The organism is Flavobacterium xizangense (assembly GCF_054075145.1).
This window is the reverse complement of the sequence record NZ_JBSIPG010000012.1, coordinates 96,496-123,473: the sequence shown is the minus strand read 5'-3', so window position 1 is coordinate 123,473 and position 26,978 is coordinate 96,496. Positions and strand designations below refer to the sequence as shown.

Annotated in this window: 16 protein-coding genes; 7 read left to right on the top strand and 9 right to left on the bottom strand. The window is 33.2% G+C overall.

What is annotated here, in order from left to right:
* Positions 1–152: 152 nt before the first annotated feature.
* On the top strand, positions 153–2,792 hold the full coding sequence (gene alaS, locus ACWA1B_RS19775; RefSeq protein WP_456909923.1) for an alanine--tRNA ligase: 2,640 nt from the start codon (positions 153–155) through the stop codon (positions 2,790–2,792).
* A gap of 365 nt (positions 2,793–3,157) precedes the next feature.
* Here the strand turns inward: alaS and ACWA1B_RS19770 are convergent, their stop codons facing one another.
* Together ACWA1B_RS19770 and ACWA1B_RS19765 are read right to left on the bottom strand one after the other, a co-directional pair.
* On the bottom strand, positions 3,158–4,903 hold the full coding sequence (locus ACWA1B_RS19770) for an ABC transporter ATP-binding protein (RefSeq protein ID WP_456909921.1): 1,746 nt from the start codon (positions 4,901–4,903) through the stop codon (positions 3,158–3,160).
* A 200-nt stretch (positions 4,904–5,103) separates the two neighbouring features.
* Positions 5,104–6,249, bottom strand: coding sequence for a M12 family metallopeptidase (locus ACWA1B_RS19765; protein WP_456909919.1), 1,146 nt, complete (start codon positions 6,247–6,249; stop codon positions 5,104–5,106).
* Positions 6,250–6,442: 193 nt separating this feature from the next.
* On the opposite strand from ACWA1B_RS19765, the gene ACWA1B_RS19760 reads away from it, so the two are divergent.
* The 5 genes from ACWA1B_RS19760 to ACWA1B_RS19740 all read left to right on the top strand — a co-directional run bounded on the left by ACWA1B_RS19760 (position 6,443) and on the right by ACWA1B_RS19740 (position 16,719).
* Positions 6,443–7,243 (top strand): hypothetical protein, encoded by an 801-nt coding sequence (locus tag ACWA1B_RS19760; protein WP_456909917.1) that lies wholly within the window; start codon positions 6,443–6,445, stop codon positions 7,241–7,243.
* 95 nt (positions 7,244–7,338) lie between these two features.
* On the top strand, positions 7,339–8,289 hold the full coding sequence (locus tag ACWA1B_RS19755; protein WP_456909915.1) for a GSCFA domain-containing protein: 951 nt from the start codon (positions 7,339–7,341) through the stop codon (positions 8,287–8,289).
* A gap of 174 nt (positions 8,290–8,463) precedes the next feature.
* A complete protein-coding gene (locus tag ACWA1B_RS19750) occupies positions 8,464–13,563 on the top strand; it encodes a translocation/assembly module TamB domain-containing protein (RefSeq protein WP_456909913.1) in 5,100 nt (1,699 codons plus the stop codon).
* A gap of 4 nt (positions 13,564–13,567) precedes the next feature.
* The gene (gene tamL / locus ACWA1B_RS19745) at positions 13,568–15,862 is read left to right on the top strand and encodes a translocation and assembly module lipoprotein TamL (RefSeq protein ID WP_456909911.1); all 2,295 of its coding nucleotides are present in this window, start codon (positions 13,568–13,570) and stop codon (positions 15,860–15,862) included.
* A gap of 221 nt (positions 15,863–16,083) precedes the next feature.
* Positions 16,084–16,719, top strand: coding sequence for a DUF4230 domain-containing protein (locus tag ACWA1B_RS19740; protein ID WP_456909909.1), 636 nt, complete (start codon positions 16,084–16,086; stop codon positions 16,717–16,719).
* A 104-nt stretch (positions 16,720–16,823) separates the two neighbouring features.
* Here the strand turns inward: ACWA1B_RS19740 and ACWA1B_RS19735 are convergent, their stop codons facing one another.
* The 3 genes from ACWA1B_RS19735 to ACWA1B_RS19725 all read right to left on the bottom strand — a co-directional run bounded on the left by ACWA1B_RS19735 (position 16,824) and on the right by ACWA1B_RS19725 (position 19,675).
* Positions 16,824–18,581 (bottom strand): aromatic amino acid hydroxylase, encoded by a 1,758-nt coding sequence (locus ACWA1B_RS19735; RefSeq protein WP_456909907.1) that lies wholly within the window; start codon positions 18,579–18,581, stop codon positions 16,824–16,826.
* Positions 18,582–18,718: 137 nt separating this feature from the next.
* On the bottom strand, positions 18,719–19,162 hold the full coding sequence (locus tag ACWA1B_RS19730; RefSeq protein ID WP_456909905.1) for a hypothetical protein: 444 nt from the start codon (positions 19,160–19,162) through the stop codon (positions 18,719–18,721).
* A gap of 102 nt (positions 19,163–19,264) precedes the next feature.
* A complete protein-coding gene (locus ACWA1B_RS19725) occupies positions 19,265–19,675 on the bottom strand; it encodes a group III truncated hemoglobin (protein WP_456909903.1) in 411 nt (136 codons plus the stop codon).
* 389 nt (positions 19,676–20,064) lie between these two features.
* Between ACWA1B_RS19725 and ACWA1B_RS19720 the strand changes: the two genes are divergently transcribed.
* Positions 20,065–22,221 (top strand): RICIN domain-containing protein, encoded by a 2,157-nt coding sequence (locus ACWA1B_RS19720; protein ID WP_456909901.1) that lies wholly within the window; start codon positions 20,065–20,067, stop codon positions 22,219–22,221.
* Positions 22,222–22,299: 78 nt separating this feature from the next.
* On the opposite strand, the gene ilvA is transcribed toward ACWA1B_RS19720, so the two are convergent.
* The 4 genes from ilvA to ACWA1B_RS19700 form a co-directional block, all read right to left on the bottom strand.
* Positions 22,300–23,544: a threonine ammonia-lyase IlvA gene (gene ilvA, locus ACWA1B_RS19715; protein WP_456909899.1), complete on the bottom strand. Its 1,245-nt coding sequence runs from the start codon at positions 23,542–23,544 to the stop codon at positions 22,300–22,302.
* 181 nt (positions 23,545–23,725) lie between these two features.
* On the bottom strand, positions 23,726–24,271 hold the full coding sequence (locus ACWA1B_RS19710) for a DUF4136 domain-containing protein (RefSeq protein ID WP_035651920.1): 546 nt from the start codon (positions 24,269–24,271) through the stop codon (positions 23,726–23,728).
* A gap of 44 nt (positions 24,272–24,315) precedes the next feature.
* Complete coding sequence (locus tag ACWA1B_RS19705) at positions 24,316–26,292, bottom strand: urocanate hydratase (RefSeq protein WP_456909896.1); 1,977 nt, start codon at positions 26,290–26,292, stop codon at positions 24,316–24,318.
* A 459-nt stretch (positions 26,293–26,751) separates the two neighbouring features.
* Positions 26,752–26,937 carry a DUF5522 domain-containing protein gene (locus tag ACWA1B_RS19700; RefSeq protein WP_456909894.1) on the bottom strand — a complete coding sequence of 62 codons (186 nt, stop codon included), beginning with the start codon at positions 26,935–26,937 and terminating at the stop codon, positions 26,752–26,754.
* Between the last annotated feature and the right edge of the window lie 41 nt (positions 26,938–26,978).

Genomic DNA, 26,978 nt, shown 5'->3' with positions numbered 1-26,978 from the left:
AGATAATGCGCAAAATAGACAATTTATTGTTTAAATTATAAGTTTTTTAATTACATTATAAAAAACTTAACGCATCATCAAATGAATAAATTAGCTAATTATCTAATTTTCAAATTGACACATTAAACAGACACATTTTTTCTAATTAAAATATGAAATCACAAGACGTACGTAAACAATTTTTAGATTTTTTTGCGAGTAAAGGACATACTATCGTTCCTTCAGCTCCTATTGTTCTTAAAGACGACCCAACCCTAATGTTCAATAACTCTGGGATGGCCCAGTTTAAGGAATATTTCTTAGGAAACGGAACTCCAAAAAGTCCAAGAATAGCCGATACGCAAAAATGTCTTCGTGTTTCAGGAAAACATAATGACCTTGAAGAAGTGGGTATTGATACGTACCACCACACTATGTTTGAGATGCTTGGGAACTGGTCTTTTGGAGATTATTTCAAAAAAGAGGCTATCAACTGGGCTTGGGAATTATTGACAGAAGTGTATAAAATCCCAAAAGAGAATCTTTATGTTTCTGTTTTTGAAGGAAGCAAAGAAGATAATGTTCCGTTTGACCAAGAAGCTTGGGATATCTGGAAAACATTAATTGACGAAGATCGTATTATTCTTGGAAATAAAAAAGATAATTTCTGGGAAATGGGTGATCAGGGACCATGTGGACCTTGTTCTGAAATTCACGTTGATTTACGTTCTGAAGAAGAAAAAGCGCAGGTTTCTGGAAAAAGTTTAGTTAATAACGATCATCCACAAGTTGTTGAAATCTGGAATAACGTATTCATGGAATTCAACCGTAAAGCGGATGGTTCTTTGGAAAAACTTCCTGCACAACATGTTGATACAGGAATGGGATTTGAGCGTTTGTGTATGGCTTTACAAGGAAAAACATCAAATTATGACACAGATGTTTTCATGCCATTGATTAGAGAAATCGAAACCATTACAGGAGCAAAATATACAACTAATGATGTAACAGACATTAGTGAAGAACAAAATAAAATGAATATTGCTATTCGTGTAGTTGCAGATCACGTTCGTGCGGTAGCATTTGCTATTGCTGATGGACAATTGCCTTCTAACACGGGTGCAGGATATGTAATTCGTAGAATTTTACGTCGTGCTATTCGTTACGGATTTACTTTCTTAGGAACAAAAGAGCCATTTATTTTCAAATTGGTAGAAACTTTAAGCGAGCAGATGGGAGATTCTTTCCCAGAAATCAGAACGCAAAAAGCACTTTGTTCGAATGTGATTCGTGAAGAAGAAAACTCTTTCTTGAGAACATTAGATCAGGGATTAATTCTTTTGGATGCTGTAATTTTAAATAATGCAGGAGACACAATCGATGGAAAAAAAGCTTTCGAGTTGTATGATACTTATGGATTCCCAATCGATTTAACCGCTTTGATTCTTTCAGAAAAAGGATTGAAATTAGACGAAAAAGGATTCCAGGAACAATTACAATTGCAAAAAGAAAGATCACGTGCAGCATCAAAAGTAACTGCTGGTGATTGGAATGTAATTGTTGAAGATGATATTCAGGAATTTGTTGGTTACGACAGATTATCTCAGCAAGTAAAAATTACGAAATATAGAAGAGTAGAAAGTGTAAAAGATGGAGAAATTTTCCAATTAGTTTTCAATGCTACACCATTTTATGGAGAGAGCGGTGGACAAACTGGAGATAAGGGATATCTTGAAGCTCAAAACGGGGATATTATCTATATTATAGATACTAAAAAAGAAAATAATCAAACTGTTCATTTAGCAAAATCGCTTCCGGAAAATATTACTGGAACTTTTAATGCTGTTGTTGATGCAGTGCAAAGAGCAAAAACTTCGTCAAATCACTCGGCTACGCATTTATTGCACCAAGCTTTGCGTAAGATTTTAGGAACTCATATTGAACAAAAAGGTTCGATGGTTCGTAATGCGTCGCTTCGTTTTGACTTTTCTCATTTCTCTAAAGTTTCTGATGAAGAATTAATAGAAGTAGAAAATTTTGTAAATGCAAGAATCCGTGAGAGTTTACCATTAATCGAGAAAAGAGCCATTCCAAAAGATCAGGCACTTGAAGATGGAGCAATTGCTTTATTTGGAGAAAAATACGGAGATTTAGTTCGTACAATTAAATTTGGTGATTCTGTCGAATTATGCGGAGGAACACACGTTGCAAATACGTCTGATATCTGGCATTTTAAAATTGTTTCAGAAGGAGCTGTTGCAGCCGGAATTAGAAGAATTGAAGCAATTACAAGCGAAGCAGCAAAAGAATATTTTGAGTCTCAGGCAATTTCTTTTAATGAAATTAAAGAAGTGCTTAAAAATGCTCAGGATCCTGTAAAAGCGATTCAGGCATTACAAGATGAAAATGCTCAATTGAAAAAACAAGTGGAAGCTTTATTAAAAGATAAAGCTAAAAATATGAAAGCTGATTTAGCTAAAGAATTACAAGAAATCAACGGCGTTCAATTTTTAGCAAAACAAGTTGATTTGAACCCAGAGGGAGCAAAAGATTTAGCTTACGAATTAGGAAATTCATATAATAATCTATTTGTAGTTTTCGCTACGGCTCACGAAGGAAAACCAATGTTAACTTGTTATATTTCTAAAGAAATTGTAGCAGCCAAAAATTTAAACGCTGGACAGGTAGTTCGCGAATTAGGAAAATATATCCAAGGTGGAGGAGGAGGACAACCTTTCTTCGCAACTGCTGGAGGTAAAAATGTTGACGGAATTGCTGAGGCTTTAGATAAAGCGGTGGGTTTTGTAAAATAGATTCTAAGATACTAGTTCCTAAAAAGCTAAGTATATAATATTCAAAATAAACCCGACAGATTTTAAAAACCTGTCGGGTTTACTATTGATTACAATTTCATATGTTAAACCGGACTGAAGTCCGGCCCTACAAAATAAATCGAGCCCAAGGCTCTTTTACAGTTCCGAAGGAACAAGCTATATTGTAGAGCTGGACTTTAGTCTAGTTTAAATAAAATAAAAGACAATAAAACCCGACAGGTTTTTAAAACTTGTCGGGTTTTGTATTGATAGTGTTTTCTCCTTTCAGTCGAAATGACAAATAGCGCTAATTGTTGTTTTAATAAAAAAAACTTAGAACCTTAATTCTTTAGCATCTTAGCGACTTATTTACGCTCCCCAATCTGCTGGCGCCACATAGCGTAATACAATCCTTTTTCAGCAATCAAATCCTCATGTTTACCTTGCTCGATAATTTTACCTTGTTCAAGGACAAATATTCTGTCAGCGTGCATTACAGTCGATAAACGGTGTGCGATTAAAACTGTGATTCTGTTTTTATCTGAAATATTTCTGATGGTAGCGTTAATTTCTTCTTCGGTAATAGAATCCAAAGCCGAAGTTGCTTCATCAAAAATCAATAAATTCGGATTTCTTAAAATCGCTCTCGCAATAGATAAACGTTGTTTTTCTCCACCTGAAACTTTAATTCCGCCTTCACCAATTGTAGTGTTTAGACCATCTTCAGCGCGTTTTAGAAGTTTTTCACAGCTCGCTCTTTTTAGGGCGTCGTATAAATCTTCATCGGTTGCATTTGGTTTTACGAACAATAAATTTTCGCGTATTGTTCCGGAGAATAATTGAGCGTCCTGTGTTACAAAACCTAACTGCTTTCTTAAATCTAGTAGATCAATCTCGGCAGAATCGATATCATTGTAAAAAACCTGACCTTCTGCAGGCGTGTATAATCCAACTAATAATTTTACTAAAGTCGTTTTTCCAGAACCGGAAGGACCAACAAACGCAACAGTTTGCCCCTGTTTAATTTCAAAATTGATATTTTCAACGGCTTTGAATTTTGCAGTTTTATGTTTGAAACTCACATTTGAAAATAAAAGCGATTGAATGGCACCTACATGTTTTGGACTTTTAGGACGAAATTCTTTTGGAGCATTTAACAATGTTCTGAAATTCTCCATAGAAACCTTCGTTTCATTAACCGCAATAATAAAGTTTCCAAGTTCTTGCAACGGACCAAAAATGAAGAAAGTAAAAAATACCATCGTCAATAAATCGCCCACAATAATTTTACCTCCAAACAAGAAATAATACAAAGTAAACACGACACAAGTTCTTAAAAAATGAACCGTTGTTCCCTGAATAAAACTCAAACTTCTGATATAACGAACTTTCTCTAATTCGAGATGTAAAATCTTAAAAGTATTTAAGTTAAGACGTTTTTCTTCTTGATACGTCAAACCTAGACTTTTTACAAGTTCAATGTTTCGTAAACTTTCGGTTGTTGATCCGGCTAAAGCATTTGTCTGGTTTACAATTTTTTTAGAAACTACTTTTATCTTTTTCCCTAAATAAGAACTTACCAAAGCAATGATTGGCGCCGTAATTAAAAAGATAATTGAAATGCGATAATCAATTCGGGCAACATAAACAATTACGAATATGAATCCGATAATGGTTTGAAAGATTAACGAAATCGAAAGTGTAATCAGTTTTTCAGAATCAGAGCGAACTTTGGTTAGCTTGCTTAATGTTTCACCGCTTCGTTGATCTTCAAACTCGGCATAAGGCAAATCCAAGGATTTTTTAATTCCGTCAGTATACATTTGAGCACCAGTTCGCTGAATGACAACATTGGTGAAATAATCCTGAAAGTTTTTAGTAATTCTGGAAATCATCGCAGCGCCAAGCGAAAGGCCAAGCCAGAAAGAAAGCGATTTGATAAAACCGGTTGGATTTCCTACATATTTGTGTAAACCAACACCGCAATCCTGCATTAATTTACCTGTAATAATTGAGTCAGATAAACTGAAACAAATGTTTATCGAAGCCATAATCAGCGCAAAAAACAAAAGCATTTTGTGTCTGATTATATAAGAATATAATAATTTCATATGATTTTAGAAAAGTGGAAGATGCAAAAATAAGCAATTGTTTTAGTTTGTGGACTTAGTTTGTGTTATTTAAAATGTAATTTTTTTATAGTTTAATTATAGGATTTTATAAATTCAATTTTAATTATAAAAGCCAGATAAAATCTGGCTTTTTTTAGTTTATATTTAATTTTATTATTTGTCAATTTTTAATGTATAAATTACAAATCTAATTTTGAATCCCAAAGAACTCCATATCTACAAAGTATTGTAAGACGTCCATTATTTTGTAAACTAAGTTTGGTTTCGATATCATCATCAATAATCCCGATTTTGGTAGTCCATACAATAGATGGAGAAGTTTCACCTATTTTTTTTGCTTCTATTATTAAATTTCCATTAGGTAGAAATGAGTAAACAGGATTTCTATAGATACTTCCATTAAATAATGTTTTCGCCCAAGCCATTGAATTGTTAAAATTATCATAACAATAAAAACCATTCGGCAATAATCTGATTGAATATCTACAGTTAGGGGATCTTATTTCTTGTAGAGTAAGGTTTGTTACTTCACCGGGCTTAAGAAATGATTTGTAAGGATACCATTTAGTTATTGATTCTTTATCAATTTGTGATAAAGTACTTTGTTCATATACTGCTTGACCGTTTGTAGTAATAGATGCAGGTATATAATAGTGCATTATAGAAAGAGGATCATATTCGCTGAAATCAGTTGTATTTTCTCTATTGATTATGAAGCGATCTACTTCATCTTTAGTAAACTGAAGACTATAATATTGATATGTTTTTGGAAAATCCCATTGAATATTTGCTGCTGGGTTTGTTGTTTCGTGAAATAGACCTAAAGCATGTCCAAATTCGTGTAAAATGGTTCTTTTATTTGTATCTTCATTAGCGGCTGCAAGAGGGCCCAAGCGCATTGTTTGTATGTTTTGACCCGTGTAAGCTGCTTCGGTACCTAATCTCGACCATGCTCCAGCTTGGTTATTGGGTCCAAATAAGTTAAAACCAATTTTAATATCAGCATATTCATTTATATCTACATATTCAAATTTTAGATTTGCGTAAATTGTCCATTCATTTGCGAATTTTTTTACTTTTTCCTGTTGTTCGGTGTTGCCATCCAGAAATTTAATTTTAATGGTCTGTCCAGTTTTCCATTTCCAGCTTGTAATTGCTGCATTTGGTTTTGATTTCGTATTATTGGATATCTGTAGTAAATCGAATGTACATATTGTATTGTTTTCATCTTTTTCAAGATTTTTTTTTTGAGATTTTTGTTCGTCAGATTCGCAAGACATTAGTAAGATAATCAAAGTAAATAATAATAAATTAATTTTTTTCATGGTATAAAAATTTTAAATCTATTGTAATTTTAATAATAAAAAACTTATAAAAATATTTTTATTAAGGTTTGTCTTATGTTAGTAGAATAAAAACTTTTAGTGGAAAACAATGCTATTAAAACGCTTTTAATTGCGGTCTAATTCTATAATTAAATCTATAAATAAGGTTTTTATTTTGCCTAGTATTTTAAGTATGAAAAAAGTTCTATTGTTTTATTTGTTTTGTGTCTTTTTTGTTTTGCTCTCTTGTTCAAATGATGAATATAAAAATGAGGAAAATATGATTTTGCCAAAAACATTGACTGCTAAATACTCTAAAAGTTCTAATGTTGATGTCACAAATTTTGTTTATGATGGAAATAAAATTATAACCGCTACTCGTAAATTTACAAGAAGCGAATATTTTTATGATGGAGATAAAATTGTAAAAGAAATTAAATATAGTTCTGAATTGGGAAAAGAAGAGAAAATTTCCGAAACAAAATTTACTTATGAAAATGATAAATTAATTGTTGTTCATACGACTGAATATGGAACGCAATATAAATACTTATACAATTATAAAAAAGATGGAACAATTGTTAAAGAAACATATGAAGTGAGTAGGGTAACTGGAAAAGAAGTAAAAAACGCTGGGAATGAAGTTTTGCTTTTCAGTAATGGCAATTTGGTAAAAAAAACATCAAATTCTGAAGCAGATTCATTGATATATACTCGTACCTGTGTTTATAATTATGATAGTAGTGAAAATCCTTTTAAAAATGTTTTAGGATTTGATTTATTATTAGGTCAAATAAGTTTTGATTTGGAAGGAAATCTTTCTGCAAATAATAATTTAAAAAATATGGAAATTTACTCTTCAGACCAATTTGGAAATACTCACAATGAGTACATTAATTCATTTAAATATGAATACAACAGTAAAGGGTATCCAATTAAAAAAACTTCATATGGAATGGAGGGTATGAATGCAATTATCGAATATAAATATTGAGCTAATAAAATTCTAAAAGCAATAAAAAACCAAATGCAAAAGTATTTGGTTTTTTGTTTATAAAAAATAACCGAAATTTACAGAAAACAATTTCCATGCAATTCAGAACCCAAATTCCAATTTCAAAAAGTAAAAATCCAATCGATTATAGTTCGAAAGTACTTTCAATTGGTTCTTGTTTTGCAGAAAATATAGCAGAAAAATTTGATTATTTTAAGTTTCAGAATGAAACCAATCCGTTTGGAATTATTTTTAATCCAGTTTCAATTGAGAAATTATTTCGAAGAGTTTGCGAGTTGGACTTTTATCAGGAAAAAGACGTTTTTTTTCATAACGAGCGCTGGCATTCTTATGAAGTGCATTCCGATTTAAGTAATTCAGACCGACAAGAATTGCTTGAAACTTTAAATAAAGCAATTACAGAAGCCAATAAACAATTAAAGCAAGCTTCGCATATTATCATTACATACGGAACTTCCTGGATTTACAGAAATCTCGAAAGCGAAGAAATTGTAGCCAATTGTCATAAAGTGCCTCAAAAACAATTCTCAAAAGAATTATTATCAGCTGAAATCATTCAGAAAAGCATTCAAAATACAATTGATTTAATTCAGACATTAAATCCAAACATAAATTTCATTTTTACAATCTCGCCAGTTCGTCACATAAAAGACGGATTTATAGAAAATCAATTAAGTAAATCGCATTTATTTACAGCGCTTCACCAGACTTTTGACTTTCGACTTTCGACTTTCGACTACTTTCCGTCGTACGAAATCATGATGGATGAACTTCGCGATTATCGTTTTTATACCGAAGATATGCTGCATCCAAACCAAATAGCGATTGATTACATTTGGAAACTTTTCAGTGAAAATTATATTACTGAGGAAAGCATTTCGGTAATGCAGGAAGTTGATGAAATCCAAAAAAGTTTGCGTCACAGAAGTTTCAATCCAGAATCTGAACAGCATCAAAAATTTTTAGCAAAACTTCAGCAAAAAATAAATCTTTTAGGAGAAAAATTACCACAAATCAACTTCTAATTTGCCAAATCTTGTCGTCGTATAAAGTAAGAAATTGACTGTTTTACAGTGAAATTTTAGAATAATTGCAGATAATTGTGTAAATTGTTAAGGTTTAAAATCCACAATTTTGTAGACTGTATAATTACGGCCTTATAAAACTGCAACTTTAATCTAATCGTGTTTTGCTGACGTATGAATAAGAAATCAATTCATTTTCTAAAAAAAACACTTCGTGTACTGCTTTGGTGCGTGGGTTCTGTGGTTGCGCTTTTATTGCTTTTAATTGTTTTAATTCAGGTTCCGTCAGTTCAGAATTTTGTTAAGGACAAAGCGGTTTCTTACCTTCATAAAAAGATAAAAACTAAAGTTTCGTTAGATCATATTTCGATCAAATTTCCAAAAGATGTAGTACTGGAAGGTTTTTATTTTGAAGATCAAAAAAAGGATACACTTTTAGCTGGAAAGCGTTTAGAACTCGATGTTGATCTTTTTAAACTGGTTAGCAGTGAACTCGAAATCAATTCAGTTTCCTTAGAAAATACGACTGCTAATATTTCCCGAGATAAAAATGGTGTTTTCAACTTCGATTATATCATAAAAGCATTCGAATCAAAAGAACCAAAAGTTGAAGATCCAGACAGCAAACCTTTTAAAATTTCAGTTGTAAAAGTCAATTTAGACACTATCAAATTCAATTTTAAAGATGATTTCTCTAAAAATGATATTCGCGTAAAGCTGACTCATTTTGATACAAAATTCAAAGAATTTGATTTGGATAAAATGAATTTCGATATTCCGAATATCGATCTTGACGGACTTAAATTGGTTTTGAATCAAGATGTTGTAGAGAAAATTGCTGAGGTCTCGGTAAAAACAGTCGATACGATTTCCAAGCGACCGGACTTCAAATTAAAACTCGGAAAAATCAGTTTGTCAAAAATTGATATTGCTTACGATAATAAAGATTCAAAATTGGATTCGGGAATAAAACTCGGAAATCTAAATTTATCTTTCAACGAAATTGATTTAAACAAACAGGTTTTAGATTTTGATACTTTCGAACTTAAAAATCTAAGCGGAAATTTAAGATTAGGCGCAAAAGACAAACAAATTGATGCGCCCGATTTAGATACAACAGATATAAAACAAGTTGGCTGGAAAGCAAAGCTAAATAAAGTTGATATCGAAAATATTGCTTTCAAGTTTGATGATATGCAATCAAAACCAATTCAAAAAGGAATTGATTACAGTCATTTAGATTTTGATAAATTCAATTTTGAAGCAGAGAAATTATATTACGGAAATGATACAATTTCCGGAAACATAAAATCTTTGGCTGTAATTGAAAAAAGTGGTTTAAATATTCAGGCTTTAAAAACCGATTTTTTCTACGGACCAAAAAATGCGTATCTGAATAATTTATACTTAAAAACACCGCAAACGCTTCTTCAAGATAAAATCAAAGTCGAATATAAATCGCTCAAATCGCTTCAAAAAGATCTCGCAAATCTTTCGATTGAAGCTGATATAAAGAATTCAAAAATTGGTTTCAAAGACATTTTACTGTTCGCGCCTTATTTGCAAAAAACAAATCCGTTTAAAAGTAATCCAAATGCTGTTTTAGCAATCAACATAGGTTTGAGCGGAAAAGTGAAAGATTTGGATATTCCGTTATTTGAAATGAGCGGAATAGGAACCACAAAAGTTTCCCTTTCGGGGAAGATAAAAGGCCTGCCTGATGCGCAAAAAGCGTATTACGATTTGAATATCAAAAAACTTTCGAGCACTTCAAAAGATATCTATGCATTTGTGCCGAAAGGAACAATTCCGAACAATATTCAAATTCCGCAACAGTTAAGTTTAAGAGGAAAATTCAAAGGTTCGGTGCAGAATTTCAAAACAAATCTGGCTTTGAACAGCAGTTTCGGAAATGCAAAAGTCGATGCTTTATTTGATCAGCGCGTCAAAAAAAGAGAGAAATATGATGCCACGGTTTATTTATTGGATTTTAATTTGGGAAGATTAATCAAAAATGATTCGATCGGAAAAATTACGCTCAAAGCAAAAGTCAAAGGAACAGGTTTAGACCCAAAAACCGCAAATGCAGTAGTGGACGGATTGGTTCAAAAAGCGGTTTTTAATAAATATACATACAAAGATTTGGCATTAAAAGGAAATATTGAAAATGGATTATTTGCCGTAAAATCAGGCATGAAAGATCCAAATTTGAATTTCGATTTGGTTGCTAGCGGAAATACAAAAGAGAAATATCCGGCCATAAAACTAAAATTGAATTTAGATATAGCCGATTTAGAAAAACTGAATCTTCACGCCGGACCAATGAAACTTCGCGGAAATGTCGATGCCGATATTGCCAACAGCAATCCAGATTTTTTGAACGGAAAAGTGTTTCTTTCGAACATTCAGATTTTACAAGACAAAGAACCAACTGTTTTAGATTCGGTTCGTGTAATCGCATTTTCAGATAATACTAGAAATAATATCAAAATTTCGTCGCAGTTTTTAAAAGCTGAAGTTGATGGAAAATACAAATTGACGACACTAATTGCATCTGTAAAAAAATCGTTGTCGAAATATATTGATCTGAAAAATCCAAAAGTAAATGGAGAATCGGATGAACAAAGATTAGCTTTTACATTAACGGTTGATAACGACCCGATTTTGTTTAAATTAATTCCGAAACTGACAGGTTTAGAGCCCATTAAAATTACCGGAAAATATAATAATGTAACCGATTCTTTAGAAATAAAAGGAATAATCCCAAGAATTGTTTATGCGGATAATACGATTTCTGATGGAAAAATAAATATTGAAGCCAAAGAAAATGCTTTAGAATATGCTATTTCTGTTGCCACAATTGAAAGCGGTTCATTGAAAATTCCGTTTACGAGTTTATCCGGAAAAGTGGAGAATAACATTCTGGATTATGCACTCGAAATAAAAGATGCGAAAGACAAACAGCAATATTTTGTTGGCGGAGAATTCAAAGCGGAAGATTCTAAAAATAGCTGCAAAATCGATGCTGAAAACTTCGTTTTAAACTATGACAAATGGAAAATTGATCCCGAAAATAAAATTGAATTTCAAAAAAATCAGCTTAATATCAACAAGTTTTTCCTTGGAAATGAAGGAAATGAATTGAAAATTCAATCGCAAGGAACACAAAATAATGCGCCAATTCAGGTTGATTTTGTGAATTTCAAAATTGAAACGATCATGAACATTGTCAAAAAAGACAAATTGCTCATGCAAGGTTTGATTAATGGAAATGCGGTTGTCGAAAACGTTATGACAAAACCCACTTTTACATCCGATTTAAAAATTGATGATTTTACTTTTAAAGGCGATAAAGTGGGTGATTTAGAAGTAAAAGTGAATAACAAAACAGCTAATATTCTTACAGCGAATGTACAATTGAGCGATGAAGGAAATGATGTAAATCTGTCAGGAGATTATGTGATTGATGCCGGAACTTTTGATTTTAATGTCGCAATAAACAAACTGAATATAAAAAGCATTCAGGGTTTCAGCATGGACAATATTTCTGAAGGAACAGGTTATTTATCAGGAAATTTTAAAATTCAAGGCACGACTGATGCGCCTAAAATTAATGGTGAACTTAATTTTAATGATTCGGCTTTTAGAGTTACACAGCTGAATTCCTATTTCAAAATTGATCAGGAAAAAATCGCTTTTGATAATGGCGTAATCACTTTTGATAAGTTTACGCTTCACGACGAAAATGACAATGAATTATCGGTTGACGGAACTATTCAGTCGCCTGATTTCAAAAAGTACAACTTCGGTTTAACGATTGTGGCGGATGATTTTAGAGCGATTCATTCTAAAGCTCCAGATAATGATTTGTTCTACGGAGATTTGTTTTTAGACACCAAATTAAACGTAAAAGGAACGCTTGAAAATCCTGTTATTGGTGGAAATATCAAAGTCAATAAAGAAACTAAGTTTACGGTTGTTTTGCCGCAATCAGATCCTTCAATTGCTGATAGAGAAGGAATTGTGGAATTTGTTGACGAAGACAACCAATACCTGAGACAAACTGCTGAAATGGAGAAAAAACTAAATCAGTCAGAATTAATTGGAATGGATGTCAGCGTCGATATTTCGATTGATAAAGAAGCAGAATTGACTTTAATTATCGATAAAGGAAATGGAGATTATCTGAATTTAAAAGGCGAAGCGCAATTAACAGGCGGAATCGATCCTTCGGGAAAAACAACTTTAACGGGTAAATATGAATTCACAGATGGAGCATATGAAATGAATTTCAACATGATCCGAAGAAAATTCAATATTCAGAAAGGAAGTTCGATTACCTGGAATGGCGAGCCGACAATGGCAAGTTTGAATATTACGGCAATTTATAAAGTAGAAACCGCGCCTATAGATTTGCTTGGAAATCAATTAGGCGATAAAACTCAGGCTGAAAAAAACACCTATAAACAAAAAATACCTTTTGAAACACATCTAAAAATGAATGGCGAATTATTGAAGCCAGAAATCACTTTTGATATTGTACTTCCGGAGGGTAATTATGGAGTTTCTTCTAATATTGTAGAGTTGTCTCGTACGAAACTGGAACAATTGCGCCAAGAACCAGCTGAAATGAACAAACAAGTTTTTGCGCTTTTATTACTAAATAGATTTATTGGCGAAAATCCGTTTGCGAGTGAAAGTGGTGGCACAAGTGCCGAATCTTTGGCGAGACAAAGTGTGAGTAAGATTTTGTCACAGCAATTAAATGATTTTGCCGGAGAATTGATTAGCGGTGTTCAGTTGGAATTTGATTTGGAATCAACCGAAGATTACACCACAGGAACGATGGAAAATAGAACCGATTTGAATGTTGGCGTTTCTAAAAAACTTTTAGATGATCGATTGAAAGTTACTGTTGGAAGTAGTTTTGCAGTCGAAGGACAAGAGCGCGCCAACGAGCAGAGCACGAATATTGCAGGCGACGTTGCTTTAGATTATCAGTTGACAAAAGACGGTCGTTATATGCTTCGTGCCTATCGAAAAAATGAATATCAGGTGGCAGTTGAAGGTCAGGTAATCGAAACCGGAATTGCATTTATTATTACGATGAGTTATAATAAATTCCGTGAACTTTTTCATCGCAGTGAAGCCGAAAAAGAAATGATTAAAGAAGAAAAACTGCGAAAAGAACGACAAAAACAAAAGGATAAAGAAGAGAAGGAAAAAGGTATTAAAAAAGAAGATCAAATTAAAGGCACCGATATAAAAACATAATAAAATGAAAAACAGATATATAAAATATTTTATTACGCTGTCCTTATTTTTTGTTTTTGGATGCAGTAATACTAAATATTTGCCCGAAGGCGATTTGCTTTATACTGGAGCTTCAGTAAAAGTGAAAGATTCAATTATTAAAAAGAAAGATCGAAAAGCTTTAGAAAACCAGCTTGAAGATTTGCTTCGCCCAAAACCGAATAAGCAATTCTTAGGTCTTCGTCCGAAATTATGGATTTATAATATTGCCGGCCAGCCCAAAAAAGACAAAGGTTTTCGATATTGGCTTCGAACAAAAGTGGGCGAGGAACCTGTGCTTTTTAGTAAAGTCGATTTAGATTATAATGCCTCTGTATTACGAAATTTTACGGAGAACAAAGGCTATTTCAAAACTCGTGTTAGTGCTGATTCAACCGTTCGAAATAAGAGAGTTACCGCTGAATATATTGTTGTTCCCAAAAAACAATATATAATCAAAAGCGTGACTTTCCCAGATGATTCACTGGCAATGTCAAGAATCATTGGAAGATCAAGTCGAAGAAGTTTGCTGAAAGTTGGAAATCCCTATGATTTGGATGTTATAAAAGCTGAAAGAGAACGAATAGACGCAAGACTAAAAGAAAAAGGCTATTATTATTTTAATCCCGATTATATTTTGGCTAAAGTAGATAGCAGTAAAGGCGATCATGAAGTAAAAATAAGATTAGTCATAAAAGACGATGCTCCTCCAAAAGCGGTGACAGCTTATAAAATTGATAAAATTATTGTTTATCCAAATTTCTCCATTTCAAAAGACAGTGTAAAATACAAACCTGAAGACATTGTTCAGTACAAAGATTTCACCATTATCGATACGGCAGATACTTTTAAACCAAGAGTTTTTGACCGAACAATTTATTTTAAAAAAGGAGATTTATATAACAGAAAAGATCACAATTTAACTTTAAACCGATTTGTAAATCTGGGAACTTTTAGTTTTGTAAAAAATGAATTTCGAACGTCAGACAGTATAAAAAACGCACTGGATTCTTATTATTATTTGACTCTTTTGCCGAAGAAATTCATTCGTGTTGAGGTTTTGGGAAAAACAAATTCAGCGAGTTATACAGGTACAGAACTCAATGTAAATTGGAACAATCGAAATTTATTTCGCGGAGCAGAATTGCTGACTGTTTCTGTTTTTGGTGGCGCCGATTTTCAACTTGCAGGCGTGAATAAAGGCAAGAATATATATAAATTGGGAACTGAAACGAGTTTGACCTGGCCGAGATTTATAACGCCATTTCATATAGATGGATCGAGTGAATATGTGCCAAGAACCAAAGCGACACTTCGTTATGAATATCAAAACAGAACCCAATTGTATGCCTTGAATTCTTTTAAAACTTCTTTTGGTTATTTGTGGAAAGAAAATGCCCGAAAAGAACATCAATTTAATGTAATGGATATTACATATGTAAGTCCGAATCATGTAAGCGCAGAATATCAGGCAGATGCCGAGCAAGATGAATCTCTTAAAAAAGTAATTGAAAAACAATTGATTTTTGGTCCCACATATACTTACACGTATACAAATACAATGCAAAAGCGTAAAAAGAATACGTTTTATTTTAGTGGAGAATTAGATCTGGCTGGGAATGTAACGGGATTAATTACGGGGGCAAATGTCAAAAAAAATGATACCATTAAAATTTTTGATGTTCCGTTTAGCCAATATGCAAAAATTAGAGGCGATTTTAGGCATTATTTGAAATTAGGAAAAGAAAGTGAATTAGCCAGCCGAATTATCGTGGGAGCTGGAATTCCTTATGGAAATTCAACTGTACTACCTACTTCCAAACAGTTTGTAGTAGGTGGAACAAATAGTATCAGAGCTTTTAGAGCTCGATCAATTGGTCCAGGAAGTTATTTAAATACAACCACAACAAATGATTATCTACCTGATCAGTCGGGAGATTTAAAACTGGAATTCAGTACAGAATATAGAGCGAAGCTTTTTAGTATTGTAAAAGGCGCAGCATTTATTGATGCAGGAAATATTTGGCTTGTAAACGCCGATCCAAATAAACCTGGTGCCGAATTTTCTAAAGATTTTATGAAAGAAATTGCCGTAGGCGCGGGTGTAGGTTTACGATTTGATGTGTCTTTCTTTATTCTAAGAACCGATTTGGCATTTCCGCTCAGAAAACCTTATTTACCAGAAGGCCAAAGATGGGTAATTAAAGATATTGATTTTGGAAGTGGACCGTGGAGAAAAGAAAACCTGATTTTGAATATTGCAATTGGATATCCATTTTAAGTTTTGCCGTGTCTTTTTCGCCACGACTCGAGCGATAGCCAACAGGCGAAGCAATTCACGAATTTTAACTAATCTTAGCGTTGAATTTTTTTAATCAATTTCACAAATTAAAAATTCGAATAATTTAACTTTAAACATTTCAGAAAATTAATATAATTCGTGAATTCGTGGCGGCAAAAACTAAAAAAAAGGAGTAAATTGGTCTAAAATATTTTAGAGGAATGCAAAACTTAGTCAAAAGAATTATCGGTATCAGTGTTATAGTTTTAGTCATTATTTTGGCCTTTAAATATTGCCAATTCAAAAAAGACGACGATTCTGACATTCAATACAATACCAATTTAATTCAGCAACAAATTCTAAATGTTGGGAAATTGGTTGTCACCGAAGGACATTTTTCAGAAGTTATTACGTATAAAAATCAGCAGAAATATTTCTTGGACATGATTTCTTTTGAGAAGAAAGCGCTTGTGGTCGTAAATGCAAATGTGACCGTTGCCTACGATTTGCATAAAATGAAATATGATATCGATGAAAAAAATAAAACCATTACGATTTTAAATATTCCAAAAGAAGAAATTACCATCAATCCCGATATTCAGTTTTATGATGTTGAACAAAGCAAACTGAATCCGTTTACTGGCGATGATTACAATAAAATCAACAAATCAGTAAAAGCAAATCTGGCTAAAAAAATTGAAAATTCTACTCTAAAAACAAATGCCCAAAATCGTTTAATAAGCGAATTGTCTAAAATTTTGATTATGACAAATTCAATGGGATGGAAACTGGAATATAACGGAAAAACTATTGAGTCGGAGACTGAGTTGACTCAGGATTTGAATTCAAAGTTGTAAAAAAAGAATCTCGCAAAGACGCAGAGTCGCAAAGTTTTTACTTAAATAAGTTTGCTTTGCGACTATGCGTCTTTGCGAGATTAAAATAATCTGCGTGCTATATTTTAAGCAGTTTCCTTATCAAAAATCAAATCCAAACCGCCAGCGATTAAATGTGCCACTTCTGGGCGTTTTACTTTCAATTGATCAAGGTGAACTAAGACTTCTTGAAGTAGTTGTTTATCATCAGAATCCTTCAAAAGTTCTGTAATTTCAACAGACAATAACCAATCGTTAGCATGATTATTTTTTAATTTTTCAAAAACAGATTTTAATTCCGTTTTAGAATCTTTATTATTTCGCATGTTTCGAACAGTAGCGTATAGAATCTCTAATTCATCGCGTTCGTCAGTATGTTTTGCTTTAATAGTTTTAGTTGACGGAACAATATTAATCAAGTCAAAACTATTCACGTCGGCTGGACCAGAAAATGCAGAAACCACTTTTTTACCAATTGCCATATCGTAATTTCCCCATTCTGGCTGAAACAAAATCGTTTCACCATGAGTTACCGTACAATTTTTAAAACTGATTAGAATAATTTCTCCGTGAAGGTTTCGTGAACCGGTAATAATTTCACCTTCAACAATAATATTGCCTTCAAATTCCAGTTTCACCGTTTCGTTTTCAACAATACTGTAAGCCTGTAAATCTTTCGGACTCATGTCTTCAATCGCTAAATTGAAGCCTTTCAGTTTTCCAATCGGACTTCCAAATCCGTGTGGGTGTGTTAAAGTTCCGTGACCAACTAATTCTTTTTCGCGGTATGCCAAAGCTGTTTTTCCAGTAGTCTGAATATAAACCGGTTTTCCTTCTTCTTCAATTACATTTGTAAAAACTCCTGAAATTTGCAAACCAGTACTTAATTCAATTGTTCCTAAAGCGTTGGACTGAATCAATTTTTGAATTCCAGATAATCCGCCGGTACGTAAAGCCATTTTATTGGCAAATTCTTCTAAAATCAAACTCAAATAAGAGAAAGTTGGTGTTACATATAATTGAGGTTGTAGTTGCGTAATATCAAAATTTTGATTCGCTGCCGAAATATCATAAGGGATTTTCTTTACATTATCAGTCATACAGTGAGCGCTTTCACCAATTGAAGAAAGCAATCCGGCGCCATATATTTTTGGGTTTTCAACAGTTCCAATTAATCCGTATTCAACTGTCCACCAATGTAAATTTCTAATTTGAGCCATTTCAGATAATTCTCCCATGTTGTTTTGTAAATCGGCAACAGCTTTTTCAGCTTCGTCAATTTTTTCTTGTGGAGTATCTTCTGCTTCTTTCAAAATCGAAAGCAAACGAATCGCTTCATACATTTGATAATCTTTATGAGAAGAAATCGCTTTGCATCCAATTTCGCCAAAACGTCTTAAATATTCTGCATATTCAGGATTCGCAATAATAGGAGCGTGGCCTGCACCTTCATGAATAATGTCTGGAGCTGGCGTATATTCAATATGTTCTAATTGTCGGATATCTGATGCAATAACCAAAACATTATAAGCCTGAAACTCCATAAAAGCATTTGGCGGAATAAATCCGTCAACGGCTACGGCAGCCCAGCCAATTTCGGTAAGAATACGGTTCATTCCGTACATACTTGGAATCGAATCAATTTCGATTCCGGTTTTTTTCAAACCTTCTAAATAGGAGTGATGAGCAACTTTAGAAAGATAATCTACATTTTTACGCATCACATAGCGCCAAACCGCTTGATTGATAGGTGTGTAATCGCTATAATCCTGAGGCTTAATGAATTGCTTTAAATGTTTAGGTAATCGCTCTAATAATGGATTTGTTTCTATAGATGCATTCATTTCGAAAACGTTGTAGATTAGAATGTAAAATTACGAATTTAGACCTCTAATTTTTGCTGTTCAGCACAAATTTTTTATTCGAAAGTGTATTTTATTGCGTTTTTATAGATTTTTAGAACTTACCAAGAAAACAGATTTTAACAGTCATTATTCTCATAATTGACTTTTTCCATTGTTTTTTCAAAGTCAGCCAACTCTTTTTTTGTCATCGGAGCTTCTTTCAATTCAACTTTCAATTGTTTTTTAGTGTCGGGACTTATCCATAATCCTGAAAAAGTATTTTCGATTTTCTTCAAAATTAATACGCCGCTGAAACCATGTTCTACAAGAACAAATTCATTTTCAGCTTTTCTATTCTGAGTGATGTTTAACTGAATCCAATTCTTTGATTTGTTGTAGCGATACATTGAGGTGTACATTAAATCTGCTGTACATGGATTTTCTTCAGTTTTTATGTAAACCGTTATTGGTGTTTTTCCGTCAACAGTTCCTTTGTATAAATTTGATATTGGAGCCGTTTGAGCTTGAATTGTATTGAAAAAGGAGAAACAAATTATTAAAAAAAGCATTATTTTTTTCATACGAAAAACATTTAGTAGGTTTTTAATTTGGTTAAGATGGGCTTGTGTTAAACCAAATTTATTTAAAAAATAATAACATCGTCTAAATTTTGAAATTTACTTTTAAGATTTCTTGATCGAATTTCTCAATTCATTTTCAGCATTTCTGAAGTATTCAATTTTATGGTTGAACATAAAAGCCATGTTTGTGGCGCGCATTTTTGCTTCTTCTGTCAAGGGACCTGCAAATTGGGAATCAATTGTAGTGTTGAAAATTTCAATCCAGCGATCAAAATGAGTTTTATCGACTGGTAATTGTTTGTGAGGAGGAAAAGGTGTTCCGGAATAAGCTCGCACATCAAATAAAATAGTCTGCCAAAAACCATACATTTTTTGCAAATGTGGTTCCCATCGATTTTGTAATTTGTCATTAAATATTGGACCAATGAGATCATCTTTTCTAACATTGTCATAAAAGCTGTCCACCATTTGTTTAATATCTTCCAAAGTCGAAATATCTTTAATGCCATTCATTGTTTTTCTTTCTAAAATGAATTGCAAAAATACGATATAACTTCTTGCTTAATCCATGATATTTGTCATTTAACAAGTGGTTTTTCAACCCTTAAAACAATTAAATTTAGGTTGTAAAATACCTTTTTTTGAAATATTGTAGATGTACTAAAATAAAAAGTAAGGTTTTTTGTGTTTTATTTTTTATTAATTATTTCATAATCAATATATTGTATTTTAACTAGATAAGTTTTTGTTAAGGTAAATTTTACAAATGATGTGTATTTGTAAAGTTTCAATTATATCGATTTCGTTAAAATTGATATATTTTTGATGCGTTTTAATAAAAATAATCACAATAAAATGAGAAAAATTTAACTATTAACAAACCTTCAAAAACCACAAAAAAAATGCACAAAACTACTCAAAAACCTACAAATCGGGTAAAAGCTTTTATGACACAAATCATTATAATAATGCTTTTATGTATCACAAAAACAAATGCTCAGACGGTTACGCCTTTTATAACATCAGGTGATCAGACAAAATTACTTCAACAGCAGGCAACTGTAAGTTTCGGAACAAATTCAGGAACAAATCCATCTACAGTTACAGTTAATGCAGGAACAACCTATCAAACAATGGACGGCTTTGGTTATACGCTTACAGAAGGCAGTGCCGAAGTGATAAGCGGAATGGCAGCAACACAGCAAAACCAGTTATTGAATGATTTGTATAATCCAACTACAGGATTAAATGCAAGTGTAATCCGTATTAGTATTGCAGCGTCAGATTTAAGCAGTTCTTCTTATAGCTACAACGAAACTTCGGGAGATACAAATATGAATAATTTTAGTTTAAACGGACCCGATTTAACTTATTTGATTCCGATTATCAAAAAAATTCAGCTGATTAATCCCAACATCAAAATATTAGCAACTCCATGGACGGCACCGAGATGGATGAAAACCAATGGTTCCTGGGTTGGTGGAAGTTTACAGACGCAATATTATGCGGCTTATGCCAAATATTTTGTAAAATACCTTCAGGCTATGCAGGCGCAGGGAATCTCGATTTGGGCCATCACGCCACAAAACGAACCTGAAAACCCAAACAACGAGCCAAGTATGCTGATGAATTCTACAGAGCAAAAGAATTTTATTAATCAACAACTTGGACCTCAATTGGCTGCCGCTGGATATGGCGGTGTTAAGATTATTGCTTTTGATCACAATTGCGATAATACAGCATATCCAATTGATGTTTTGAACAACAGTAGTTACGTAGACGGTGCAGCATTTCACTTGTATTTAGGAAATATCTCTGCCATGTCAACTGTAAAAACGCAAACAAATAAAAACGTTTATTTTACAGAACAATACACTGGTTCTGGAGGAAGTTTCAGTGGCGATTTTGGCTGGCACATGCAAAATGTTGTTATTGGTAGTACAAACAACTGGTCGAAAACAGTTTTGGAATGGAATGCTGCCAATAATTCAAGTTTAGGACCGCGCACACCTGGCGGATGCAGTACATGTTTAGGTGCTATTACAGTTAATAATAGTACAAGCTATACTAAAAATGTTGCGTATTATATTATTGGCCAAATTTCTAAATATGTAAAACCGGGTGCAGTAAGAATTGGTTCTTCCAGCACAAGTGGTAGTATTTTATCAGTTGGATTTAAAAACCCTGATGGATCTATTGCTCTAGTGCTTTATAATACTTCCGGATCATCAAATACTATAAAAGTTGTTTCAGGATCGTCAGCATTTAATTATACCGTTCCGGGATCATCGGCAGTCACATTTACTTGGGGAACAGGAACACCGCCTCCAACAGGTTTTCCAGGATATTATAATATCATTTCAAGAAACAGTAATAAAGGTTTGGATGTTGCCGATAATTCTACAACTAGTGGCGGAAGAATTCAACAATACGATGTTACTAGCGGTGGGGGAAGCAACCAAAGGTGGAAATTTGTTTCTGATGGAAGTGGAAATTATTACATTATTGTAAAATCAACGGGAATGTATCTGGCAGTTGAAAATAACGGAACTGCAAATGGACTAAAAGTACAGCAAAGAACTTTTGTTAATTCTAATGAATTCAAGTGGACAGTTGCAAGTCTTGGCGGTGGATATTATAAAATTACCAATGTAAATACAGGCAAATCCCTTGATGTTGAAAATGTTTCTACAGCAAATGGAGCTAATATTCAGGTTTGGGATTATACCGGCGGACTAAATCAGCAATGGCAATTTGTTCAGGTAGAATCTACAGCAAAAAAAGCGTTGGCACAAACAATTTCGGCAGAAGAAGAAAATCCAAATGATATGGTGATTTTTATTAATTCGTCGAATGATTATTTAAAAATTGATACTAATCATAAAGGAAGTGCTGAGGTTGAAGTATACTCGCTTGAAGGTCAAAATGTGTTGAAGAAAAGCGTGAATTTTGAAGGTCGTCAATCTGAAATTGAAATTTCAAGATTGCCAAAAGGCATTTATGTAGTGCGGGTAAATGACAATACAGGATCGTACTCTAAGAAAGTGTTGAAACAATAAATTACAAATCTAGAATTCAATTAGTAATTTTATATTTGACTTTAAAGGCTGTCTACGGTTAATAGACAGCCTTTTATTTTATCCAATTAACTGTGTAAATAAATCCTGATTATCATTCAAATATTGAAATTCAAAGCCGTTTTGAGTCATTTTTAATTTAATTGGCATAATATCATTTTTGTTTTTTAATTCTAAACCAACAACTACCGAACCAACTTCACGGCTGTTTTTCTTTGCAAATTGAAAATAGGTGATATCATCGTCTGGACCTAAAATATTGTTTACGAATTCTTTCAATGCCCCAGGGCGCTGTGGAAACTGAATCATAAAATAATGCATCAGACCTTCGTAAAGCAATGAGCGTTCTTTTATTTCGGCGGTTCTTTCAATGTCATTATTACTTCCACTAACAATACAAACTACATTTTTGCCTTTTATGTTATCTTTATAAAAATCCAAAGCTGCAATTGTCAAAGCGCCCGCAGGTTCTACAACCATGGCTTCTTCATTGTACAATCGCAAAATTGTGGTACAAACTTTTCCTTCGGGAACCAGAATAATATCTTCTAAATTATAACGACAGATTTCAAAAGTTTTATCGCCAACTTGTTTTACAGCTGCACCGTCAACAAATTTGTCGATTGTTTTTAAAGCTGTATTTTTATTTTCTTCTATTGAAGTTTTCATTGAAGGCGCGCCTTTTGGCTCAACGCCGATGATTTTTGTGTTCGGACTTAAATGTTTAAAAACTTCGGATAGACCAGAAGCTAGTCCGCCACCACCAATCGGAACAAAAACATAATCAATTGGTTCTTTAAAACTTTCCAGAATTTCCAAACCAACAGTTCCTTGTCCTGCAATTACTTTTTCGTCATCAAAAGGATGAATGAAAGTTTTATGATTTTTAATTGCATCTGCAGTTGCCGAAGCGTAAGCATCATCAAAAGTATCTCCGGTCAAAACAATTTCAACAAACGATTTTCCAAATAACTGTACTTGTTTTACTTTTTGTTTTGGAGTTGTTTTTGGCATATAAATTTTGCCATTTATTTTAAGAAGATTGCAAGAATAAGCTACACCCTGAGCATGATTTCCTGCACTGGCACATACAATTCCGTTTGATTTTTCTTTTTCATTTAATGAAGAAATCTTATTGTAAGCACCTCTGATTTTATACGAACGAACAATTTGTAAATCTTCTCGTTTTAATAAAATGGTTGATTTGAACTCATCTGAAAGATTCAAATTTTGCGTAAGCGGAGTCGCGGCAACTACATTTTCAAGTTGCTTTTTTGCATTAAGTACTTCATTAAATAAATCCATAATATGTGTTTTTTTCTTAAAATAAAAAACCTCCCGTTTTGGGAGGTTTTTATAAAATATATTTTACTTATTTATATAACACCTCGCCATTACTGCTGAATTACAATAATGCTGATAATAGCGATAATAATGTTATTAAAATTTGTCATTTTTTAGCTGATTGAAAAGCAAATGTAATTAATTATTTTTTTACTGGCGGATACTGTGCTAAAATTTTGGTCACAAATTCAGTAATTCTGGCATCTTTTTTATCTATGTTTTTGTACAAAGTACCAATGCCTTGGCCTTGCCAGATCATTTCTTTCTTTTTAGCATCAATAAAATCAATGAACAAAGTTCCTTCGGTGTATCTTGAAACTGATGTTCCTCCGTACATATAAGGGCTGTATCCCCATCCCCAGCCGTAACCCCATCCATAACCATATCCAGCGTAAAATTGATTTACATCGACTTGCTCTTTGGCTTTGGTAAAAATGTTTATTAGGATATCAGGATTTTCGCTTTTGGTAAAACCTTTAGCTTGCATTTGATCATCAATTGCATGAAGAATTCTTTTTTTATCCAAATCAGATATTTCGACCTTATCAATTCCGGGCTTAAAATAAGCATAAGTTTTATAAGGCGTAAAATCTACGGTTTTATCGTAGTCAGAGTAAGCACTTACGGTGTCGCATGACGCGGCAAGTATCAAAAGCAAAAAAATCGGAATTAATTTGAATGTTTTCATATTATTAGAAATTTAATGTTCTCTGTTTTATGAGTAACTTTTGTTTACAGCAGACTTTCGTCAACAATATTAGGTAAAGTTACTTTTAGTAAAGGCTCAGCTTTCATGGCTCTTTTTATGGCAAAAATAGCTTCATCATTTCGAGCCCAGCTTCTTCTTGAAATTCCGTTGTTAACATCCCAAAAAAGCATTGACGCTAAACGCTTTGAAGCCTCTTTAGAACCATCAAGAACCATACCAAATCCGCCGTTTATAACTTCTCCCCAGCCAACACCGCCACCATTATGAATCGATACCCAAGTAGCACCTCTAAAGCTGTCTCCAATCACGTTATGAATTGCCATGTCGGCCGTAAAACGCGAACCGTCGTAGATGTTTGAAGTTTCTCTGTAAGGTGAATCAGTTCCAGAAACGTCATGATGATCGCGTCCTAAAACAACTGCGCCGATTTCGCCTTTTGCAATAGCTTGGTTGAATGCTTCAGCAATTTTAATTCTTCCTTCAGCATCAGCATAAAGAATTCTTGCTTGAGAACCTACGACCAGTTTATTCTCCTGTGCGCCTTTAATCCATTTGATATTATCCTGCATTTGTTGCTGAATTTCATTTGGAGCTGTTTTTGCCATTTCTTCTAAAATCTGAGAAGCAATTGCATCGGTTTTCTGAAGATCTTCTGGTTTTCCAGAAACGCAAACCCATCTAAAAGGTCCAAAACCGTAATCAAAACACATTGGTCCCATAATATCCTGAACATAACTTGGATATCTGAAATCAATTTTATTTTCGGCCATAACATCAGCGCCTGCTCGAGAAGCTTCTAATAAAAAAGCATTTCCGTAATCAAAAAAGTAAGTCCCTTTTGCAGTGTGTTTGTTGATTGCTTTCGCTTGACGACGTAAAGATTCCTGAACTTTTTCTTTAAATAAATCAGGATTATTTGCCATCATTTCATTGGCTTTTTCAAAAGAAATTCCGACTGGATAATAACCGCCAGCCCAAGGATTGTGAAGTGAAGTCTGATCTGAACCTAAATCAATTTTGATGTTTTCTTTATCGAAACATTCCCAAACGTCAACTACATTCCCTAAATAAGCAATTGAAACCGTTTCTTTATTAGCTTTCGCCAAAGTCACTCTCTGAACTAATTCTTCAGTCGAAGTCACAATTTCATTAATCCATCCTTGTTCGTGACGGATTTTAGTGATTTTCGGATTTACTTCGGCGCAGACCGTAATACATCCGGCAATATTTCCTGCCTTTGGCTGAGCTCCCGACATTCCACCCAATCCAGAAGTTACAAATAAACTTCCTTCAGGATTTTGTTTTATTTTTCTAAAGCCATTTAAAACCGTAATAGTAGTTCCGTGTACAATTCCTTGTGGGCCAATGTACATATAACTTCCAGCGGTCATTTGTCCGTATTGGGAAACTCCAAGCGCATTCATTTTTTCCCAATCGTCCGGTTTAGAATAATTTGGGATTACCATTCCATTTGTTACGACAACTCTTGGTGCTTCTTTATGAGAAGGAAATAATCCCATCGGATGACCTGAATACATCGTTAACGTCTGCTCATCTGTCATTTCAGACAAATATTGCATTGTCAATAAATATTGAGCCCAGTTCTGAAAAACGGCTCCGTTTCCACCATATGTAATCAATTCGTGCGGATGTTGCGCCACATCATAATCCAAATTGTTCTGAATCATGTGCATAATTGCTTTTGCCTGCAATGATTTTCCAGGATATTCGTCAATAGGACGTGCGTACATTCTGTAATCCGGACGAAGACGGTACATATAAATACGTCCGTATTTTTCTAATTCTTCTAAAAATTCAGGAATTAATTCGGCATGATGTTTTGGATCAAAATAACGCAATGCATTTTTTAAAGCCAGTTTTTTCTCTTCTGCCGAAAGAATTTCTTTTCGTTTCGGAGCATGATTAATAGCAGGATCGTATTCCTTTTTTTGAGGTAGTATATTTGGAATTCCTTGTTGTATTTGTTCTTTGAAAGTCATTTTTTTAAGCTACTAAGTTGCTAAGTTATTTTAGTTAGATTAACAACAGATTAATTTTTGTTTTTTTAATTATATCGCCCCGCCCGGGCTTAAATTTTGGCCGATAAATTCTATTTCTATAAATATTACGCTCCTAAAGGAGCTGTACTAAGTCTTGGAAAGGCGAAATATTTGTAGAAAACACTATAGTCGGTTGGTAAAAGCTCCATCGGATCGAAATACCTAGTCAATATAAATTTGATCTGAAATAATTATCTCATTTTCAAATTGACTGATTGGCACATTGACAAATCTCTAATTAAAAAACTAAGGATAACGGATATCCGACCTGTGATAAGACTTGTGGATTTTAATCCTGAATTTTCGTGAATGGATATCCATATGATATTTTAGATTGTTGATTTTAGATTTTAGATTGGAATTTATTTCAATTATCAAATTGACAAATTTTCAAATTATCTAATGCTGCTTCTTTTTTATTTCTCCTGTTCTTTTATCAAATCCGTATGGACAATGACGGCAACCGCTTTTGCAGCAGTAACCACGTTTTAAGTGGTGTTTTTCAGTAAAGCATTTGTAACCTTCGGGCGTATAGTAAAAATCTTCTCCTTCGATTAATTTATTTTCATTACTTTGCTCTTTCATAAATCTGCTTCGGTTTTTTGTTTCATTATTCAAAAATCAAA

What these genes read in the sequence shown, in the direction of transcription:
- ACWA1B_RS19710 (WP_035651920.1), bottom strand. Translation starts at nt 24,271, where the DNA reads ATGAAAACATTCAAATTAATTCCGATTTTTTTGCTTTTGATACTTGCC.
- ACWA1B_RS19700 (WP_456909894.1), bottom strand. Translation starts at nt 26,937, where the DNA reads ATGAAAGAGCAAAGTAATGAAAATAAATTAATCGAAGGAGAAGATTTT.
- ACWA1B_RS19765 (WP_456909919.1), bottom strand. Translation starts at nt 6,249, where the DNA reads ATGAAAAAAATTAATTTATTATTATTTACTTTGATTATCTTACTAATG.
- tamL (WP_456909911.1), top strand. Translation starts at nt 13,568, where the DNA reads ATGAAAAACAGATATATAAAATATTTTATTACGCTGTCCTTATTTTTT.
- ACWA1B_RS19750 (WP_456909913.1), top strand. Translation starts at nt 8,464, where the DNA reads ATGAATAAGAAATCAATTCATTTTCTAAAAAAAACACTTCGTGTACTG.
- ACWA1B_RS19755 (WP_456909915.1), top strand. Translation starts at nt 7,339, where the DNA reads ATGCAATTCAGAACCCAAATTCCAATTTCAAAAAGTAAAAATCCAATC.
- ACWA1B_RS19725 (WP_456909903.1), bottom strand. Translation starts at nt 19,675, where the DNA reads ATGAATGGCATTAAAGATATTTCGACTTTGGAAGATATTAAACAAATG.
- ACWA1B_RS19730 (WP_456909905.1), bottom strand. Translation starts at nt 19,162, where the DNA reads ATGAAAAAAATAATGCTTTTTTTAATAATTTGTTTCTCCTTTTTCAAT.
- alaS (WP_456909923.1), top strand. Translation starts at nt 153, where the DNA reads ATGAAATCACAAGACGTACGTAAACAATTTTTAGATTTTTTTGCGAGT.
- ACWA1B_RS19770 (WP_456909921.1), bottom strand. Translation starts at nt 4,903, where the DNA reads ATGAAATTATTATATTCTTATATAATCAGACACAAAATGCTTTTGTTT.
- ACWA1B_RS19760 (WP_456909917.1), top strand. Translation starts at nt 6,443, where the DNA reads ATGAAAAAAGTTCTATTGTTTTATTTGTTTTGTGTCTTTTTTGTTTTG.
- ACWA1B_RS19740 (WP_456909909.1), top strand. Translation starts at nt 16,084, where the DNA reads ATGCAAAACTTAGTCAAAAGAATTATCGGTATCAGTGTTATAGTTTTA.
- ACWA1B_RS19705 (WP_456909896.1), bottom strand. Translation starts at nt 26,292, where the DNA reads ATGACTTTCAAAGAACAAATACAACAAGGAATTCCAAATATACTACCT.
- ACWA1B_RS19720 (WP_456909901.1), top strand. Translation starts at nt 20,065, where the DNA reads ATGCACAAAACTACTCAAAAACCTACAAATCGGGTAAAAGCTTTTATG.
- ACWA1B_RS19735 (WP_456909907.1), bottom strand. Translation starts at nt 18,581, where the DNA reads ATGAATGCATCTATAGAAACAAATCCATTATTAGAGCGATTACCTAAA.
- ilvA (WP_456909899.1), bottom strand. Translation starts at nt 23,544, where the DNA reads ATGGATTTATTTAATGAAGTACTTAATGCAAAAAAGCAACTTGAAAAT.